The 19742-nt window shown below is 54.4% G+C and carries 17 protein-coding genes; 8 read left to right on the forward strand and 9 right to left on the reverse strand.

The annotated features are described in order from the left end of the window. Positions 1-36: 36 nt before the first annotated feature. The gene (locus LG198_RS12925; RefSeq protein ID WP_328485625.1) at positions 37-1374 is read right to left on the reverse strand and encodes a histidine kinase; all 1338 of its coding nucleotides are present in this window, start codon (positions 1372-1374) and stop codon (positions 37-39) included. Between the two features lie 262 nt (positions 1375-1636). On the opposite strand from LG198_RS12925, the gene LG198_RS12930 reads away from it, so the two are divergent. After that, on the forward strand, positions 1637-3919 hold the full coding sequence (locus LG198_RS12930) for a TonB-dependent receptor family protein (protein ID WP_230343595.1): 2283 nt from the start codon (positions 1637-1639) through the stop codon (positions 3917-3919). A 106-nt stretch (positions 3920-4025) separates the two neighbouring features. Here the strand turns inward: LG198_RS12930 and LG198_RS12935 are convergent, their stop codons facing one another. The 4 genes from LG198_RS12935 to LG198_RS12950 form a co-directional block, all read right to left on the reverse strand. Next, the gene (locus LG198_RS12935; RefSeq protein WP_230343596.1) at positions 4026-4700 is read right to left on the reverse strand and encodes an HAD family hydrolase; all 675 of its coding nucleotides are present in this window, start codon (positions 4698-4700) and stop codon (positions 4026-4028) included. Between the two features lie 61 nt (positions 4701-4761). Then, complete coding sequence (locus LG198_RS12940) at positions 4762-5745, reverse strand: zinc-dependent alcohol dehydrogenase family protein (protein WP_230343597.1); 984 nt, start codon at positions 5743-5745, stop codon at positions 4762-4764. Positions 5746-5766: 21 nt separating this feature from the next. After that, a complete protein-coding gene (locus LG198_RS12945) occupies positions 5767-7158 on the reverse strand; it encodes an NAD-dependent succinate-semialdehyde dehydrogenase (protein WP_230343598.1) in 1392 nt (463 codons plus the stop codon). Positions 7159-7234: 76 nt separating this feature from the next. Next, positions 7235-8287: an FUSC family protein gene (locus LG198_RS12950; protein WP_230343599.1), complete on the reverse strand. Its 1053-nt coding sequence runs from the start codon at positions 8285-8287 to the stop codon at positions 7235-7237. Between the two features lie 262 nt (positions 8288-8549). Here LG198_RS12950 and LG198_RS12955 point away from each other — a divergent pair, with 262 nt between their 5' ends. The 4 genes from LG198_RS12955 to LG198_RS12970 all read left to right on the forward strand — a co-directional run bounded on the left by LG198_RS12955 (position 8550) and on the right by LG198_RS12970 (position 13740). Then, positions 8550-9434, forward strand: a complete 885-nt coding sequence (locus tag LG198_RS12955) for a LysR family transcriptional regulator (protein ID WP_230343600.1) — start codon at positions 8550-8552, stop codon at positions 9432-9434. Positions 9435-9588: 154 nt separating this feature from the next. Continuing rightward, positions 9589-10434 (forward strand): aldo/keto reductase, encoded by an 846-nt coding sequence (locus tag LG198_RS12960; RefSeq protein ID WP_230343601.1) that lies wholly within the window; start codon positions 9589-9591, stop codon positions 10432-10434. Positions 10435-10835: 401 nt separating this feature from the next. After that, the gene (gene mutS / locus LG198_RS12965) at positions 10836-13394 is read left to right on the forward strand and encodes a DNA mismatch repair protein MutS (protein ID WP_230343602.1); all 2559 of its coding nucleotides are present in this window, start codon (positions 10836-10838) and stop codon (positions 13392-13394) included. 97 nt (positions 13395-13491) lie between these two features. Further along, positions 13492-13740, forward strand: a complete 249-nt coding sequence (locus tag LG198_RS12970; RefSeq protein WP_230343603.1) for a hypothetical protein — start codon at positions 13492-13494, stop codon at positions 13738-13740. A gap of 116 nt (positions 13741-13856) precedes the next feature. Here LG198_RS12970 and LG198_RS12975 read toward each other — a convergent pair whose 3' ends face one another. Both LG198_RS12975 and LG198_RS12980 read right to left on the reverse strand, forming a co-directional pair. After that, a complete protein-coding gene (locus LG198_RS12975; RefSeq protein ID WP_230343604.1) occupies positions 13857-14336 on the reverse strand; it encodes an FKBP-type peptidyl-prolyl cis-trans isomerase in 480 nt (159 codons plus the stop codon). A gap of 14 nt (positions 14337-14350) precedes the next feature. Next, a complete protein-coding gene (locus tag LG198_RS12980) occupies positions 14351-14812 on the reverse strand; it encodes a peroxiredoxin (RefSeq protein WP_230343605.1) in 462 nt (153 codons plus the stop codon). Positions 14813-14892: 80 nt separating this feature from the next. On the opposite strand from LG198_RS12980, the gene LG198_RS12985 reads away from it, so the two are divergent. From LG198_RS12985 to LG198_RS12995, 3 genes are all read left to right on the forward strand, one after another. Beyond that, positions 14893-16062 (forward strand): cupin domain-containing protein, encoded by a 1170-nt coding sequence (locus LG198_RS12985; protein WP_230343606.1) that lies wholly within the window; start codon positions 14893-14895, stop codon positions 16060-16062. 77 nt (positions 16063-16139) lie between these two features. Beyond that, complete coding sequence (locus LG198_RS12990; RefSeq protein ID WP_230343607.1) at positions 16140-16946, forward strand: secretin N-terminal domain-containing protein; 807 nt, start codon at positions 16140-16142, stop codon at positions 16944-16946. Between the two features lie 451 nt (positions 16947-17397). Then, the gene (locus tag LG198_RS12995; protein ID WP_230343608.1) at positions 17398-17607 is read left to right on the forward strand and encodes a hypothetical protein; all 210 of its coding nucleotides are present in this window, start codon (positions 17398-17400) and stop codon (positions 17605-17607) included. A gap of 100 nt (positions 17608-17707) precedes the next feature. Here LG198_RS12995 and LG198_RS13000 read toward each other — a convergent pair whose 3' ends face one another. Together LG198_RS13000 and bamC are read right to left on the reverse strand one after the other, a co-directional pair. Continuing rightward, the gene (locus tag LG198_RS13000; RefSeq protein WP_230343609.1) at positions 17708-18481 is read right to left on the reverse strand and encodes an MBL fold metallo-hydrolase; all 774 of its coding nucleotides are present in this window, start codon (positions 18479-18481) and stop codon (positions 17708-17710) included. 24 nt (positions 18482-18505) lie between these two features. After that, on the reverse strand, positions 18506-19717 hold the full coding sequence (bamC, locus tag LG198_RS13005; RefSeq protein WP_230343610.1) for an outer membrane protein assembly factor BamC: 1212 nt from the start codon (positions 19715-19717) through the stop codon (positions 18506-18508). Positions 19718-19742 lie beyond the last annotated feature (25 nt).

Genomic DNA, 19742 nt, shown 5'->3' on the forward strand with positions numbered 1-19742 from the left:
GTGGTCATCTGCCAACAGTATTTTTTGAGCCATGTATTAACTTTCCTGAATTGCCTTGGGTTCTGTGCTGAGAGGTAGATTGGCCGAAATGACGACACCTTTTCCCTGACTTTGCACGTTAAAAGTGCCGCCTTCGGCTTCAACCCGTTCACGCATCCCGGATAGGCCAAAGCCAGCTCTGGGAGTGTGCGGGTTGAAGCCAACGCCGTCATCTCGAATCTCAATTGTCAAGGTATCCGAGAGGATGCCCCGGGTACCGATCAGCTTGATTGATATGTGGTTGGCATGGGCGTGGCGCGCGATATTAGTCAGTGACTCCTGCACAATGCGGTAAGCAACAATGCTGATTTTTTCCGGTAGGCTTAGGCAGCTTTTATCCAGCGCAAGCTGGCAGTCCACTGCCGGGTGCTGTTTTTTCCACTCATTAACCAGTTGCTCGATTGCTTCGGCAATTCCGTGGGCGTCCAGCGCGGTAGGACGCAGGCGATGAATCAAGCCACGCACTGCCTGCTGGATGTGTTCCACATGAGAATTGATACGGACTGCAAACTCTGTCAGTGGATGCTGCTTATCCTTGGGCAGGCTGGCCAGCTCCAGGCGGATTGCGGTTAAGTATTGGCCCATTTCGTCGTGAATTTCACGCGCTATATTACGGCGCTCCTCCTCTTGCACCTGCATTGCATGGCGGGCAAGCGCCTGATTTTCCTTGAGCAGCACCGCAAGTTCACGTTCAGCTAGATGCTGTTCAGTAATGTCGGTAAAAAAACCGTGGATCTTTTTTTCCTGCGATTGCGGATTGTCCAGGGCGCGTGTCAGCCGGGCCATCACGATCCAGGGTGCATTGTCAGGACGAGCTACCGTAAGTTCAGGAATGTCTACCTTCTCTACGGATTGCAATTTGCTACAAAGTTCATCCCAGCGTGCGCCAATGGCTTTCTTGAGGTTAAGGGTGGATTCACTGTTGCCTGACATGGCACTAAAGGATTGGTTGCAAAGTAAGATATTGCCTTTAATGTCTGCAATGAAATTGCCACATAGCCCTTGGTCGAAAAGGGTTTTAAACATGCGCTGGCTTTCCTGTGAGGCATGCTCTGCCTTTATTCTACGATTGGCTTCCGAAATCATTTCACGCATGCGTCGGCGTGAAAACCAGATAGAAACAAAGGCTGCCGCAAAAAGTACCAGTGGAAATTCATCTAGCTGCAATGATTCATGTGCCAGGGCCCATTCAATGAATTTTTCTGAAAGATCCAGTTTTGCTGAGAGCAGGAAAACGCTGGCAATCACAATTAAGGCAATAACAAGATCACGGGAAGACTGGGATATACGCGTCCAGAATGTGATCACGGGAGTGGAGTTTTGACTGGTACTCATTATCACAATATTGTGAAGATATGATTCATTCTGTGGAAGTGATTTTTTCCTGAAATCGCTTGCCAGACTTGGGTTTGTGAGTTTTTCCCGGTTTTATGCATGATTAGTTTTTATTAACATTGAAATATTTTCAAAATATATTTGGGATTTTTTCCCAATATAATTCGTGATTAATTCCTCTTCTTGGATTGATGCAATCCTTGGAAACTCTCACCTATTGCTGGTTACAAATTTTTACAATTAAAAAATACCGGTAATATTTATGGAGAAGAGCTGGGGGGGGATTGGTGATTCCCCAGCATTAATGAGACTAAGAGGGAATTCAAAAGTGATTAAAAAACCAATGATGGGGATGGCAGCCTTGATCCTGACCATGCCAGCATTTGCGGCAGAACAGGCAAGCCAACAAGATGTTGCTTCTGCATCCAGCGAGGAGAGTGTGGTTGCGGATAAAGTCAAGGTTACAGGCATCCTGCCGGATCGCCTAGAGTCGGTGCCTGGCTCTTTCAATGTGATAGATGAGAAAGAGTTGAAATCCCGCCAGCCGTTCAGTGTACGGGAAGCATTGAACCAAACGCCTGGTGTCAACATTGTTGGCGAAGATGCCTTTGTGCTGGCCCCTAATATCGGTATTCGCGGCCTTAATCCTCGCCGTACTTCACGCACATTGCTACTGGAAGATGGTGTGCCCTTATTCCTTGCACCTTATGGCGATCCTTCCGCGCATTATTCCACACCGCTGGATCGTGTAAGCCGTATCGAGGTCGTTAAAGGTTCAGGCCAAACCTTGTATGGTCCGCAAACTGTGGGGGGCATGATCAACTTTGTGACCAAGCCGGTTCCCAAGGAATTCCAGGCTAGCGTGAGCGCCATTATCGGCAACAACAATTTTAGTGGTGGTCATGTCAATATCGGCACTGGCGGCGACTGGGGTGGCATTATGTTGGATGCCGTGAATCGTAAGGGTGACGGCATTCGTGATAATCACGATTTCGAAATTAACGAGCTGACGCTTAAAGGGCAACTGAATCTTGATGAGCGTAATACGCTGATTGCCAAGGTAGGCTGGTATGAAGAGAATTCCAGTATTTCGGAAACTGGCTTGGGTCTTGTTGAATATAACGAAGACAAGTATCAGGCACCGACTGGTAATCAAGACAGCTTCAATCATACGCGTAAGTCGTTGCAGTTGCAGCATATTTTTCAAATAAATGATAAAGCTAAATTCAGTACACAGTTTTACTACGTTAAGTCTGATCGGGCATCTTTCCGGCAAATTAATGATCCGGGTACTTTGGGTGGTCGGTCAGAGATGGATCGATGCTCAGGTGTCGTGGCAACAGAAGCAAATTCAGCTCAGTGCGGAGGGCGTTGGCGTCCGCGAGAGTTTGAATATTGGGGAGTCGAGCCTCGACTAGATATTAGTCATAGTCTATTTGGGATAGAAAGTGATGCTGTAATTGGTTTCCGTTACCACAGAGAAGATCAGGAACGTAATCAATATCGCGCGAGCAATCCGCTGGCACAAAATCTTGGCTGGGTAATTGCAAACGGGGATCATCGTGAGAGCATTGATATTGATGTCGAAGCCAAATCCTATTATGCACAAAATACTTTCTATGTTGGTAATTGGTCATTAACGCCAGGTGTGCGTGTAGAGGATATTCGGATTTCTACTAATGTTTTACGGGCTGAGGGCGCGGATCATAATAATCCGGAGTCATCGTTGACTAATAACCAGACTAAAGTTCTGCCTGGGTTTGGCATAGCATGGAATGGCATTGAGAACACTACTTTATTTGCGGGCGTGCACAGAGGATTTGCTCCTCCCCGTCCTGATCGTGATTATTCTGCAGGTGGTGCAAATACTGCTGTGGTGTCTAAAACAAAGCCTGAAGAAAGTACCAACTGGGAGCTTGGTGTGCGATCAAGGTACTTCAAAGGGTTGAGCTATGAGGCCACTCTGTTCCATACCAAATTTGATGAAATTGTAATCAATGGCGCTAATCCAGGCAGTTTTGTCAATGGTGGTGAATCTCAACAGTCTGGTATTGAGTTTGCTGGGCGTGTGGATTTGGGGCAGGTTTACAACACACCGCATAATTTCTATGTCAGCGGTACTTACACCAATCTGTTTACAGCTAAATTCAAAAAGGACGGTCAGAGAGTTGCGGACGGCATTGTAAGTGGCGATCGTTTGCCTTATGCGCCGCGCCATCTTGCTTCGATTAATTTTGGTTATTCTCATCCAGTTGGAATTGATGCCCGCATCGGAGTCGATTATGTTAGCCAACAAGAAGAAGATCCTGCATTTAGAGCCGGAATTGTTGGCAGTACAAACTATATATTGAGAGGCCAAAGTGGAAAAATCCCGTCCTACACTTTGCTCAATGCCTCCGTAAGCTATCGTCCAGTCGGCAGCAAGGCTACCTTTTTCGTCAGCGGCCACAACTTGGGTGACAAGGAGTATCTTGCCAGCCGTGTAGATGGCATGGTGGCAGGTCGTCAGCGCCAGGTGTTTGGTGGTGTCCGTTACGATTTCTAATGTTTAGCTGAATCCTTCCTCTGGCTTTGCCAGGGTTGTTGTGACACGCCCCGTTTATCGGGGCGTTTTTTTGTGCGGAACATACAGATGGCCACGAAGCTGGCGCCTAGCGTCGCCCTCCGACCTCGTCGATGTGCCGTAGCAAGTCGCCCGGCTCCTCATAGACCCGGAATGCGCCAGCGCCGCGCAGCTCGTCGATCCCGTAGCCGCCGCTGAGCAAACCCACTGCAAGCGCCCTGCAGCGTATTGCTGCGAGCATGTCCCAGATGCTGTCGCCAACCACGATGGCCGTTTCGATCGGCACGCCGAGACGCTCTGCCGCAGCCAGGAACAGATCTGGGTCTGGCTTGGCATATTTCACTTGGTCGCGAGTGACGACTGGCGTCTGGTTCGGATCGACACCAAGCGCGGCGAGATTGATGGCTGCGGTTTCCATACGTCCGCTTGTGGCGATTGCCCAGGGAATTCCTGCCTGCGTCAGCCAGGCCAGCAGTTCTCGTGCCCCCGGCAAGGGACGAACGCTATCGGCTTGGCGTCGGTAGGCTTCGGCATGGTTTCGCCGCAACCGCTCTACAAGAGGTCCGCTGATCTCGATCCCGGTTTCGCGCAGGAGCTGGTTTGTGAACAGTCCGCCGCTCATGCCGATCTTGCGGTGGATGCGCCAGACTGGAAGCTCGATGCCTTCGGCGTCAAGTGCCTCTTTCCAGGCGAGTACGTGCTGGTAAACGCTATCCACCAGCGTTCCGTCGAGATCAAACAGGAATACGGGTTGTATATGCATTGTTTTCTTCCTTTCGTCCAAGGTGTCAATAGCGCAGAACAAAGTGAAGCAGCGGAATGACTTATGGCACGAGCACCGCTGCGCCGTCGAAGCGGCCTTCCCGCAGGTCAGAGAGCGCCCGGTTGGCTTCTTGCAATGGATAAGTGGTGGTGCGGGTGACGATGCCTATATTGGGCGCCAGGCCCAGGAACTCGATCCCGTCCTGGCGGGTGAGGTTGGCCACCGAGACAAGCTGGCGCTCCTCCCAGAGCAGACTATAGGCAAAGCTGGGAATGTCGCTCATGTGGATGCCGGCGCACACTACGCGTCCGCCCTTGCGTACCGCTTTCAAGGCGGCAGGCACCAGCGCGCCGACCGGCGCGAAGATGATCGCCGCGTCCAGCGCTTCGGGCGGCGTGTCGTCGGAGCTTCCGGCCCAGGCTGCCCCTAATTGCCGGGCGAAATCCTGCGAGGCTGTGTCGCCCGGGCGGGTGAAAGCGAAGACCGAGCGGCCTTGCCAGCGTGCCACTTGGGCAATGATGTGCGCTGCGGCACCGAAACCATACAGCCCGAGCGTCCGTGCATCGCCGGCCATGGCCAGCGCACGCCAGCCGATCAGGCCTGCGCACAGCAGGGGAGCGAGCGCCACGTCGTCTCCCTGTTCGCCGAGAGGAAATGCGAAGCGCGCGTCGGCGATGACGGCGGTGGCATAGCCGCCATCGTGCGTATAACCGGTGAACCCGGGAGCATCGCACAGGTTCTCGCGCCCGCTTCGGCAATAGGGGCAGATGCTGCAAGTGTGGCCCAGCCATGGCACGCCGACACGTTCACCGATGCGATGCCCTTCGACCCCAGGCCCGATGGCGTCGATGCGGCCGACGATCTCATGGCCGGGAATGACCGGTACCCGAGGATGGGCCAGTTCGCCATCGACGACATGCAGGTCCGTGCGGCATACACCGCAGGCAGTGACCTTTACCCGGATTTCCCCCGGGCCTGGTTGCCGTTCCGGCAACTCGGTCCAGGCCAGCGGTGTTCCGATGGCGTTCAGCATCATGGCATGCATGGCGAGGCCTCCTTTGCAGCGTCAGAACCGGGCGTCGATATCGACGACGTCGATAAGCTTGTGATTGACGAACTCCTTGAGCCCGAGACCGATCAGTTCGCGGCCATAGCCGGAACGGCGGATGCCGCCGAAAGGCAGGTCCGCTTCGACTTTGGTGGGGTGGTTGATGAATACCATGCCGGTGGATATCTTCTTGGCCACTTCTACGCCGTGAGCGGTATCGGAAGTGAAGACCGAACCGCCCAGGCCGAACGGCGAATCGTTGGCGATGCGGATCGCATCTTCCTCGTCGCGGGCACGGAACAACAGGGAGACTGGGCCGAAGAACTCCCAGTAGCGGGCGGGATTGTCTTCGCCGACTTCCGTCAGGAGCGTCGGCTGCACGAAGGCGCCTTGCGTTGGCACGGGCGGCCCGACTTCCTCGGCCTTGATGCCGAGTAGCACTGCTTCACGGATTTTCTCCTTCACCTCGTCCGCTGCCCCCTGGGAAGACAGCGGTGCCAGTGTGGTCTTATCGTCGAATGGGTCGCCAGCGACGAGCGCAGCCACACGTTCGCGGTAGCGTGCGAGGAATTCGTCATAGACTGCATCGACGACGATCAGGCGCTTGGAGGAGCAACAAACCTGGCCGGCATTCCAGTGACGCCCGAACACCGCCCAGTCCACTGCCTTGTCGAGATCGGCGTCGGCCAGCACCACGAAGGCATCCGCGCCGCCAAGCTCCATGGTCGATTTCTTCAGCACCTTGCCGGCTTGGGCGGCGACGATGGCACCCGCAGCTTCCGAACCGGTCAAGGCAACGCCATGCACGCGGTCATCGTTGAGGATCAACTCGATCTGCGAGCGGGTGGCGTAAAGATTGCGGAATGCGCCATTGGGCAGCCCCGCTTCCTTCATCAGCTTCTCGAAGGCTGCAGCGCTCTGCGGCACGTTGGAGGCGTGTTTGAGCAGTAGTGTGTTGCCCGCGCTGAGCTGCGGGGCAAGAATGCGGGCGATCTGGTAGTAGGGGAAGTTCCAGGGCTCGATGGCCAGCAGTACGCCTAGCGGCTCATGAACCAGGATGGCATCGCCCTCGGCAGGGTCGAGTACCGGAAGTTTCTCGGGTTTCAGCAGGGTTTCGGCATTGCGTACGTAGTACTCGAAAATTTTCGCCGAAAGCTCGACTTCGGCCTTGGCCTCGGTGAAAAGTTTGCCCATCTCCAGCGTTAGCAGCCTGGCATAGGCATCGCTGTCACGCCGCAGGAGGTCGGCAGCATTTTGCAGGATGCGGGCGCGTTCTGTGAAGCTTGTCTCCCGCCACGCCAGGAAGGCGTCGTGCGCTTGGCTGATCGCTTCGGTCACTTCGGCATCAGTGGCGTCCGGAAAGGTTTTCAGTTTTTCGCCGGTGTAGGGATTGATAGTGGCATAGGCCATTTGATTCTCCTCCGTTTAAAATAGTGGATTGTCTTGCGTATATCAAAAATGTGCTGTTGATCGGCAGCGGATTTCATCATTTGTATGCTCTTGAAGGGGACGTGGGGGCCAGCGCCTCCAGGTCGGCCAGGATATTGGATACCGACTGCAAATGATCAATAGCGGTTCTCCATTCCAGCGCAATGGCGCTGGAGTCTGCCTCCTGCATAATGGCAGGTACTGCCGCTGGTTTTTCTTCTGCCAGGTCCGTGCACCGTGCCGCCACATCCAGGATGCGCGCGGCCAATTCTTCCGGTACCGACTCCGCTTGCTTGCGCAATGCATTTTCCAGGGCTTCGCCGAACAGCAGGGAGGATGCATAGAGCCGGATGGCGTGCCGGTCGTAGCGTGCCGCCGTTTCAGCGACAGCACGCGCAGTCAGCCTTCCGCGCACGGACCAGCGGGCGGCATGTTGTGCGGCGCCGATGCCCTCGCCGAGCGCAATCAAGCTTGCATGCGTAGCGGAGAATGCTTTAAGCGCCACTTCAACCTTACGCATATCCCTATGCTTCAGAGCCTCGGCACATATCCTGAACGCTTTTGCCAGCCTTAGCAGCAAGTCGTCGGCAGCGGCATCAATCTGCCGGACCGGGTCGGGCGTGAGCAGCACCTGGCTGAAAAGCAGGCCGACCATGACGCCCACCACGACGTCCTCCAACCTGACCAATCCGGCACTATGCGGACCGAGTGCGAGTACGAGCACGGCAGACACGCCCGCCTGGATCGGTACGACCGCCACGCCGCCGAATGCGGTGGCTACCAGCATGGCGAACAGGGTCGCCAGCACCAGGCGCAGCAGGGACATACCTTCTGGCATCAGCAGGCTTTCTGGCAGCATCAAGGCCAGCTCGCCGATGACGATGCCGGTTGCGACACCGAGGATCAGCCCCAGCGCCTGCCGGCCGTGATTGGGCAGGCCTGGTGCCAGGCAGATGATGGCGCTGATGGCGGCAAACACAGGATGGGAGTGGCCGAAAAGCCATACCGCCAGCGTCCAGGCAATGCCGGCAGCAACAGCCGAGGCCACGGCATCGCGCCAGGCTGTCGCAAAGCGGCTGGTCAATGTGTTCAGCAGGCTTCCAGGCGACATAACAATATCCTCTTATCCCCGGCGGTTGGTGATGAGCAGGGGAGCCATCCGGCATCGCTTCTCATGTTGAGCGCGCTTAAGCGTCAACGGGCAAACAAGATTGCCCGCCACGAAGGTGGTGATGAGGCTAACCTAAACAAGAGGTTGCGATGCATCATCACGAGAACCTGGCGGTTGCTCATCGAGAAAATTTCCAGTTCAATAAGTTATCCCGCATTGCACGATGATGGAAATGAATTGATGGACTAGGTATTATTCCAATATGGAATTCAGGCCGCTCCGCGTATTCGTCGAGGTTGTCCGCCAGGGCGGTTTCTCCCAGGCTGCCAAGACTGTTTTCTCCACCCAATCGACTGTCAGCAAGGCGGTGAAACAGCTTGAGGACGAACTCGGCGTCCCCTTGCTTAACCGGATTGGTCATCGTAGCACTCTCACTGCCGCCGGAGAAGTCGTTTACCGCCGGGGCGTCAAGCTCCTCGCAGACCGCGAAGACCTGCTTGCCGAGCTTGACGAGGTCCGCGGCCTGAAGCGAGGCATTCTGCGCCTGGGCCTGCCGCCGGTCGGCAGCAGCACCTTGTTTGCACCGCTGTTCGCGGTCTATCGCCAGCGCTATCCCGGCATTGAGGTCCGTCTCGTCGAGCATGGCAGCGACCAGCTCGAAGAAAGCCTGCGAACCGGCGAGATTGATTTCGCTGCTGCCTTGCTTCCCACATCACAAGACTTCGGCTGGGAACCGATCCGGCGTGAGCCGCTGGTTGTATTGCTGGCCTACCACCATCCTCTCTCGGCCAAGTGTTCAGTCTCGCTGGCGGAACTCAAGGATACGCCCTTTATCCTGTTCGACAGCGGCTTCGCCCTTCATCGCATCATTATCGACGCCAGCCGGCATGCGAACTTTGAGCCGAACGTGGTGGCGTGCAGCAGCCAGGTCGATTTCATGATCGAGCTTGTTGGTGCCGGCGTTGGCGTTACCTTCCTGCCTCGCATGATCGCTAACCAGCGCCGGCACCCAGGCGTGCGTCATGTGCTCCTGGACGAGCCGGGTATGGAGTGGATCATGGCCATGGCCTGGCGCCGGGGAGCCTACCTTTCAGAGGCTGCCAAGGCATGGCTGGAGCTCGTGCGCGAGATTCACGGCACGGAATAGCTCCATATTCCAATGGCCGACTTTGTTAAAGTCGGATAATTCATTTTGTTCATCTCTTAATCCAGCGTATCGTGGTCTACAGCTTATTGGACCAAGACCGGTGCTGATCTTGGCTGCAAGATCATCAGGCGAAAGATATGCAAAGGAGTGTCAGATGTCCCATATAACCATCCCCTCAATTACCCTCAACGATGGTATCTGCCTTCCCCGGGTAGGTTTCGGCACCTACAAGCTGAACGGCGTTGCTGGCGTGGAAGGTATCGTGACTGCCATTGAGTCTGGATACCGATTGCTCGATTCGGCCTTCAATTACGAGAACGAAGGCGCGCTTGGTGCCGCGATCCGCAAGGCCGGCATTCCACGGGAGGAATTGCGGGTTACTTCCAAGCTGCCGGGCCGCCATCAGCGCTTTGACGAGGCACTTGCGACTATCGAGGAGTCACTCTACCGCGCACAGCTCGACTACTACGACCTGTACCTGATCCACTGGCCTAATCCGGGCCAGGGGCTTTATGTCGAGGCATGGCAGGCTTTGATCGAGGCACGCCAGCGCGGGTTGGTTCGATCGATCGGTGTCTGTAATTTCCTGCCGGCGCATCTTGAAAAGATCATGAGCGAGACCGGCGTGGCACCCGCCGTCAACCAAGTGGAGCTGCACCCATACTTTCCCCAGGCCGAGCAACGTGCTTTCGACCAGGTCCATGGCATTGTTACCGAATCCTGGAGCCCGCTCGGGCGCGCCAACCACCTGCTGCAGGAAGCGACGATCAAAGCGATCGCCGAGCGCCTTGGCCAGACAGTCGTCCAGGTGATTCTGCGTTGGCATGTTCAGCTCGGCGCTGTTCCGCTGCCCAAGGCGGCCAGCAGGGAACGTCAGGTAGAGAATCTCTCGGTTTTCGATTTCGAGCTCCTGCCTGAGGACATGGCGACAATCGCTACGCTGGCCCGTCCGGATGGCCGGATCGCTGATCAGGATCCGGCGCGCTACGAAGAGTTCTGACTTCTGGCGGCCGTGTGCTGCGGTTTGCCTTAAACCGATAGTGGAACAGCTGTATACACGCTTGCGATAGCGCATGGGATGCTGGTCTCGATAAGTATATTTGAGCGTATAATCTTGCGCCAAGGCAATGGACTTGGCCTGTGCCGGAAAACCGCAATCAGGCCATGCATACACCAGACCTATTCAAGTTGTTTCGGAAGTTAAATTGCGGTCGAGCGTTTCCTACTCCTTTCTTTTGAAAGGCATGGTCGTTCGTGGATGCAAGCATCTGGCTTTTTTACGACAACCTGCCGCTCACTATGATCCAAGGCACGCCTGACGCGGTTGTGCCACAAACATTGCACTCAAGTTTTTCCCTGGAGAAGCTGGGGAGTGGAATAGTTTATAACTGTTGAATGTACATGGATAAGATAGACAACTCTGCTCACACTCCCATGATGCGGCAATACCTGGGTATCAAGGCGCAATACCCAGATATGCTGCTGTTTTACCGCATGGGGGATTTTTACGAACTGTTTCATGATGATGCGGAGAAAGCATCGCGCCTGCTCGGCATTACGCTCACCAAGCGAGGTAGTTCCAATGGCGAGCCCATCCGCATGGCGGGTGTGCCTTACCATGCGGCTGAGCAGTATCTGGCAAAGCTTGCCAAGCTGGGCGAGGCAGTGGCGATTTGCGAGCAGGTGGGGGATCCGGCCACGAGCAAGGGACCGGTGGAGCGCCAAGTCACGCGCATCCTCACGCCTGGCACCTTGACAGATGCTGCCTTGCTGGACGATACACGCGACAATCTGTTACTGGCGATTGCCCGCGCGGAAGGCGTACTCGGGCTGGCGCGTATCAATCTTGCCTCGGGCCGGTTTGTGCTGAGCGAGGTTGCGCCAGGGCTGCTAGGACAGGAACTGGAGCGCATCAGTCCGGCTGAAATTATTTATCCAGATGATTTTTCCCATGTTGCGTTGGAGCAGGTGAAATGTTCCAAGAAAAGGTTGGCACCGTGGCAGTTCGACCTGGATTCATCAATCCAGACCCTGGCCAAGCAGTTCAGCACCTACGACCTGGATGGGTTCGGCTGCGCTGATATGCAGGCCGCCATCATGGCGGCTGGCGCCTTGCTGGATTACGTCAAGCATACGCAGCGCACCAGCCTGCCGCACATCCAGGGGCTGACGGTAGAGCAAGGCAGCCAATTCATCCAGTTGGATGCCGCAACACGCCGTAACCTGGAAATTGACCAGACCTTGCGCGGGGAGCCATCGCCCACATTGTATTCTTTGCTGAATACCACCGTGACGGCCATGGGCGCGCGCTTGCTCAGGAGCTGGCTGCACCATCCCCTGCAACACCAGCCTGATATTCAGGCACGCTTGCAGGCGGTGGCAAGCTTGCAGTCCCAATATGATGCGTTGCGTCCGGTATTGCGCAATGTGAGCGATATAGAGCGCATTACAGCACGGGTCGCCTTGAAGACCGCGCGTCCGCGCGATTTGTCCGGCTTGCGTGACAGCTTGCGCCAGCTTCCGGTGTTGCAGCAGGCATTGATCGCGGAAGGTTCGGGGCTGTTGCAATCATTGCAGCAGCAGTTGGATGTGCCGCAATCAGCGCTGGAAATGCTGCTGGCGGCAGTCAAGGATGAACCGGCGGCAGTGTTGCGCGAGGGCGGCGTGATCGCCGATGGCTTCGATGCCGAGCTGGATGAACTGCGCGGCATACAAAGCAATTGTGGCGAGTTCTTGCTGAAGTTCGAGGCGCTGGAACGTGAGCGTAGCGGTATCAGCAACCTCAAGGTGGAATATAACAGCGTGCATGGCTTCTATATTGAGATCAGCCGCGCGCAATCGGAAAACGTGCCTGCGGAATACCGCAGGCGGCAGACGCTGAAGAACGTGGAGCGCTATATCACGCCCGAACTCAAGACTTTTGAGGACAAGGTGCTTTCTGCCAACGAGCGCGCCCTGGCGCGTGAAAAAATCCTGTATGAAGCCTTGCTGGATAATTTGCAGCCCGCATTGCTCGCCTTGCAGCGCAATGCTGAGGCTGTGGCCCAGCTCGATGTGCTCGCCACCTTTGCCGAGCGCGCAGATGTGCTGAAATATGTTGCGCCCCAGTTCACTGACGAGGCCGGGCTCGCCATCGAGGATGGCCGCCATCCGGTGGTCGAGCAATTGGCCCAGCCTTTCATCGCCAACAGCGTCGCGCTTTCTCCCTATCGCCAGTTATTGCTAATCACCGGCCCGAACATGGGTGGTAAATCGACTTATATGCGGCAAACGGCATTGATTGTGCTGCTTGCGCATTGCGGCTGCTTGGTGCCGGCAAAATCGGCGCGGATAGGGCCGATAGACCGCATTTTCACCCGAATCGGCGCCTCCGATGATTTGGCCGGCGGGCGTTCCACCTTTATGGTGGAAATGACCGAGACCGCCAATATCCTGCACAACGCAACAGAGCAAAGCCTGGTGTTGCTGGACGAGATCGGGCGCGGCACCTCCACTTTTGACGGCTTGTCGCTGGCCTGGGCCGTAGCGCGGCAGTTGCTGGAAAAGAACCGCAGCTATACCTTGTTTGCCACGCACTATTTCGAGCTGACCAGGATCAGCGAAGAATTCAAGCATGCGGCCAATGTGCACCTGGACGCAGTGGAGCATGGCAATGGCATTGTCTTTCTGCACAATGTGGAGGAAGGGCCAGCCAGCCAGAGCTATGGCTTGCAGGTGGCACAGTTGGCAGGCATCCCGCGTTCGGTGGTGAATGCCGCCAGGCGCAAACTGGTCCAGTTGGAGCAAAGCCAGGTGGCGCAGCAGTCCTCGGCATGGCAGGGAGACATGTTCATTGGTGCGGATCCTGAGCCGGAACCGGTGATGCACCCGGTGGTGTTGGAGCTTGAGGTGGTTGATCCGGATGAACTGACGCCGAGGCAGGCGCTGGACGTTTTGTACAAATTGAAAAAATTAACCTGAAAATTAGACATACTTCTGAAACAACTGATGGCCATAATATGAACCGTAGTTCTTACCAGGGCTGCGGTTTAGTCAATTTAGATCCCAAAAGGAAAATATGGTTGTCGAGTATTTCATCAAGATAGTGATTCCGGTGGTGTTTGCATCATTTGTTGCCATGATCGGCTGGTTTGTCGGTGAAAAGCAGGGTGCAATGGTTGCTGGTGGCGTTTCTCTGGCTGTGTCTATCGGCTGGACCAGCTATAGCTGGTCGCTCTCTGTCAGGCAGTCGCGCATTAATGAGCGGCTGGCCAAGCGCAAGCAGGCGCGTGCTAAAAAGGCAGTGCGCAGGATTTCGTGCGCATAATATAAGCCAAGCGGCTTTTCTATAGCCGCAAATGGATAAGCAAAAGGCAGCCAATGGCTGCCTTTTTACTTTCAGGCTAACTGTTGGCCAGCTAGCTGGATTTCACGTACATTCGCCTAATGGTGATGGCCGCCAGCACCATGTACATGGCCATGCTCTACTTCTTCATTACCTGCAGCACGCACTGCGGTAACCGATGCCTTGAACAGCACGCGCTCGCCTGCCCAGGGATGGTTGCCGTCAACGATGACCTTGCCGTCCTCGATGTTGGTGATGGTGTACAGGACAACATCGCCAGATTCATCTTCGCCCTCAAACTGCATACCCACTTTCAGTTCTTGGGTCGGGAAGGCAGATGCGGGTTCTATCTGCACCAGTTCTTCGTCATAGTCGCCAAACGCATCGGCTGGTTCAAGTGTAAGCTCAATGGAGTCGCCAACGGACTTGCCGTGCAGTTCTTCCTCTACGCGCGGGAAAATATTGTCATACCCGCCATGCAGGTAGCTGACAGGATCCTTGCTGGCCTCCAGGATATTTCCATCGCTATCGCGTAGTTCGTAGGTGATGGTGACAACAGTGTTCATGGCGATCTGCATGAAAGATCCTTCTTTTAAAGTGATTTGATAAAGTTGAGTATTTCTGTGGCATGGCCTTTAGCCGCGACGCCATATTGTGCCAAGCGTAACATTCCATTCCGGTCGATGACAAATGTGGAGCGGACTATGCCCATTTTTTTGATTCCGTCTTTTTCCTTCTCCTGCCAAACGCCATATTGGGCGCATATCTCGCCATCCTCATCGGAAAGCAGACGCACCGCCAACCCATGTTTGTCGCGAAAGCTGGCATGGCTGATGCAGTCATCTCGGCTGATCCCAATTACGATGGTTTCATGGCGTTTGAACTCGTCCTCCAGGTCGCTGAACTCAATGGCTTGCAACGTGCAACTGGGCGTGTTGTCCTTGGGATAGAAATAAAGCACGACATTGCGGTCACGTAACGCTGAAAGGCTGATGTTTTCCATATCTGCGTCAAGCAGGGAAAAATCAGGGGCTGGCGTATTTGTCTGCAACATGGCTTGCTTTGCAGTTTGGAAGATGGGAAGGATTCTAACCTAATTTCTTCGCAGCGTAAGCAATGCGCTATGATAAGAAGATGAAAAAAAATAATTATCCCAAAGCGGTGCCTGATGTGCCGCTTACTTTGCTTGGTGGTTTGAGCGCGGCACAATTCCTTGCCGAGTACTGGCAAAAAAAACCTCTATTGATCAGGCAGGCCATTCCCGGGTTCAATGGATTGTTGAGCCCGGATGAGCTGGCGGGGCTTGCCTGTGAGGATGATGTGCAGTCACGCTTGATTTCATTCAAGCGAGGGCGCTGGAATGTAGAGAGCGGGCCATTTGATGAAAAGCGTTTTGGCAAACTGCCTGAACGCGACTGGACTTTGCTGGTGCAGGGAGTCAACCACCATCTGCCCGAGGCGGTGGAATTGTTGCAGCAATTTGCCTTTGTGCCATATGTGCGACTGGATGACCTGATGGTGAGCTTTGCCCCGGATGAAGGGGGCGTGGGGCCGCATTTCGATTCCTATGATGTATTCCTGCTGCAAGGAGAGGGCCAGCGTTTTTGGCGGATCAGCGAGCAGGAGGATTTAACCCTGGTCGAAGGGGCGCCGCTACGTATCCTGCAAAACTTTAATGCTGAGCAGGAGTGGGTGCTGGAGCCGGGAGATATGCTGTACCTGCCTCCCCATGTCGCCCATTGGGGCGTCGCAGTGGGAAATGCGATGACCTATTCCATCGGCTTTCGCGCGCCTTCTGCACAGGAGCTTGCAAGCGAGTTCCTCAATTACCTACAGGACAAGTTAAGCGTGAGTGGCATGTATGCCGATCCGGATTTGCGATTGCAGGCCCACCCAGCGGAGATTGGCAGTGACATGCTGGCAAAGGTCAGCGAAATGCTGAACCAGATACGCTGGCAGCAGGAGGATGTGACAGACTTTCTTGGCCGTTATCTTTCTGAACCCAAACCCCATATTGTGTTTGAGGACAACAAGGTATTGAGTCTGAAACGCTTTGTACAACAGCTTGCCAAACAAGGTGTCACCTTGTCTGGCAAGAGCCAGATGCTGTTTCATGATACGCAGTTTTTCATGAATGGCGAGCAATTCGCCGTGCCAGCATCGCATCAGGCGATATTGGTGGTGTTGGCGGATGATCGCCAGCTTGAGCCAAGCTGGTTTGGTGCAGCGGTATTTCAGGATACCGCCTTGATGCAGCAGTTCTATGATTGGTACCTGGCTGGCTATTTGCATTTGATTGAGTGATAACGTAGTTTAAGTTTCAATAGCGTGTAATATTCGGCTATATCGCTGATTAAAATATTCATTTTCCAAGGAGTGTGATGCGTGCCTTGTTGATGACCATGAGCCTGCTCTGCTTGCCTGTACAGGCTGCAGGATTGGATTTCAAGATGATTACCCTCCAGCACCGCTTTCCGCAGGATTTGTTGCCCGCAGTGCAACAAATCATCGGTCCTGAAGGCTCGGTGAGCGCGATAGATCACCACTTGGTGGTGCGTGCGACACCAGCGCAGATGGAAGCTGTCGAAGCTTTGGTTGAAAGGCTGGATACTGCGCAACGCAATGTTCAGATTACTGTGCGTCATGATGATCATGTCACCCAGAGCGGTAATGAGGTTGGCGCAGATGGAAGCGTGCGCTATGGCGATATCGAGGTTGGTGTGAACAGGGTGCCTGAACGGCGCGAAGGCTTGCGTTTCAATTTTGATGAAAGCCAAGCCACAACGCGCCGCAGTGGAGAGCAATTTCTTACCGTGCTGGACGGGGAGCGCGCGTTCATCCGTGTCGGGCAGTCGGTGCCTTTTACCCAGCAATGGGTAGTATTGACAGCACAATACCTCAATGTGCAACAGACAACGGAATTTCATGACATTACGACGGGTTTTGCTGTGCGGCCAAGAACGATTGGTAATGAGGTCGAGGTTGAAATTACGCCGCGTATTGCACGTCTTGATGCATTTGGATTTATTGATTTTGAGGAGCTTTCTACTACTGTACGCGTTTCCAGGGGACAATGGCTCGATATAGGCGGCATCATGCAAAGCAGCGACCAAGTCAGCCGTGAAATTCTTTCGCGCAGCCAGTTTGGAGAAGAGAAAATCAATCGTCTGCAAATCAAGGTTGATTAGGGTCTGTTGACGTTATATTCATATCAGCGCCGGAACCGGTTTTAGTGCGGAGCAAGGCGTGATGAGAGAGGTTTGGTTATTCCAAATGAACGACGAATAACGCAGCCCCGTGCGAAAATCGACCCTGGCCCTTCGGGTTGCAGTGGCAAATGGCACCATGCTGCGTTGCGTGACTTGGCAAGGGAGTGACCATTGCCTGCGTCCCACGCCTTGCCTGGCACCATTTGCCACTGCAACGCGGACATGAATATAACGTCAACAGACCCTAAGTTATTTGTAGAACATTTTTTCATTCAAAAAACGCGAAAATTTGTGTCAAATAAGGCTTGCAGCCCAAAAAACAGTGGTATTTTTCGTCGGAGATGGTAGAATTTTTGGCACTCGGTTGGTTTAGAAGGCTTACCGTAACTGGTTTTTATTAATTTATTGTCTACATCTTAAGGGATAAAAAATGACACGTTCCGCTCTGCTTGCCGCTCTGCTCGCACTTGCCTTGACCGCTTGTGGTCAAAAGGAAGAAGCTCCTGCTGTTGAAGAAGCACCAGCTGTCGAAGAGGCTCCTATTGTTGAAGAAGCACCAGCTGTCGAAGAAGCTCCTGTTGTTGAAGAAGCGCCAGCTGAAGAAGCTCCTGCAGAAGAAGCACCAGCTGAAAGTAACTAATCGAACACTGGCTTAATGCCGGTTTCAGTTTAGGAAAAGCAAAAAGCCGGCATGCCGGCTTTTTGCTTTTCTGTTATCTATTTCTAGCTTTGTCACTGGGTCATCTGATGTCGCGCCAGTCAAACCCTTCAGCCTGGTGCGCGATGCCTATCCAGTGGTTCTCGCAATTGAGGGTGCGGCTCAAGGCTGTACTTGCGAGTGTTGGCTGGTTGTTTTTCTCGCTCAAATGCGCGGCCACAATGTGCTGTAGCTTGCTGGTATCCAGTTTCTCCAGCAGCTTGGCTGCGCTGTCATTGTCCAGATGTCCCAGGCGGCCACCGACACGTTGTTTCAGTGAGCGGATATACGGACCATTTTGCAGCATTTCCAGGTCATGGTTGCATTCCAGTACCAGTGCATCGCAAGCATTCAACATGGCTTCGACATGCGGCGTTGATGTGCCTACATCAGTGAGAACGCCAAGTTTGTGTTGGCCATCTTCAAAAATATACTGCACAGGTTCGCGTGCGTCGTGTGGTACGGGATACGGCTGGATTTGCAAGTCGCCGATGCTGAATGACTGGTGGCTATCGATGACATGGAGATCAAATCCCTGCTGGGTAAGTATGAGCTTTTGGCTCATGACGTGAGTGCCATGGGTTAGCCACACCGGGATACGATACTTGTTGGCGAGCTTGAACACGCCGCCAGTATGGTCATCGTGTTCGTGGGTCACGAGAATGCCATCAATGGCATCGGGTTCCAAGCCCAGCCTGGTGATACGATGCACCGCATCGCGCAGGCCGAAGCCACAATCCAATAATAAACGGGTGGAACCCTGTTCGACGATCAGGCCGTTGCCTGCGCTGCCGCTGCCAAGTGAAGCGAATCGCATATCAGCCAGCGCCGGCGAGCCTGGTTATTTCAGTTGCTCGAACAGCAGGTTGATGATGCGGTTGGCAGTGCTTGAGCGCTCGCGCTGGCCATCTTTGTCGGTAATGGTCACCAGGGAGTTGCTTGAACCGGCATCCTCTACCTTTACTAGGTATTGGTTTTCTCCAGCCTTGCGTTTTTTGTTGCCATCCTGGTCTTTGTCGTTACCCCAGAATTTCAGGCTTGCCAGCAAGCCTTTCTTCTCCTTGGGCGCTTCATCAATATCATTATCCGTGTAACGCACATAGAAAATGCCGCTGGAGCGGTCGCGGTCTTCCACGACGAAACCAATGCGGTCCAGCGCCAGGCCTACGCGGCGCCAGGCACGGTCAAACGCATCATTGGTGCTGAGGCTGAGTGTGTTGTCAGCTTCCTTGTTGATGCTGGCGCGTAATTCGGGAGTAGCATTGGCAATGATAGTGCGGGATTTTTGCTCCTCAACGCCCAGGCGCACCATAAGGCGGCGCAGCAGTTCCGCATCAATATCTTCGGCAATGGCGCGGGATTCATCAGCGCCAGTGCGCTTGGTTTTGGTGGGGGCGTAACCCATTTCCACTTCGCCAGCGATGGTGCGTACCTTGACCTTGCCATCATCAGGCACATTGCTGACGGCACGGTGGCTCATGTAGATCTCGGTGGTGCCTTCTTCTATGCCACGATCAATGCGGGTACGGAATTTCTGCCGGTTTTGCAGGCTGTTCAGCTTGTCCAGCCAACCCTGGAATTTCTCCAAGTAGCTTTTATCGGTAGGATCAAGCGAGCTGGGATCCACCCATTCGGTTTCCATCACGCCGGTTTGCGGGTTTTCAACCTGTACGGCAAAACCAAGGTCAGTCCAGAATTCGCGAATGACTGGCCAGACCTTTTCTGGTGCAGCCTTGACGACCAGCCAGCGCTGGGCACCGGCACGCTCCATACGCACGCCATCTGCGTTGGGCAGCAACTTGTCTTGCACGTTTTCTTGCTGGCCGCTTTCATTGAGCGTTTGGCTGTAGTCGGAATAGCTGGTGGCAGCCCCCGGGATAGCGTAAGCATCGCTGGCCGAGATGTTGGTGAGGTCCGGCGGCACTTCAAGCGGGCGTGAGCGGCCTGCTGCCTTGTAGTCTGATTCGGTATTGATGAATGGAATGGAGCAACCGCTGACAGTTAGTGTGAGCAATGTGGCCAGTAAAACAGGTTTGATTGTAAATCGATTCATGGTTTCTCTTGACTGATAAACGGTG

Origin of the sequence: Methylobacillus arboreus (assembly GCF_020532725.1) — a bacterium.
In the GTDB taxonomy this organism is placed as follows: Bacteria; Pseudomonadota; Gammaproteobacteria; order Burkholderiales; family Methylophilaceae; genus Methylobacillus; species Methylobacillus arboreus.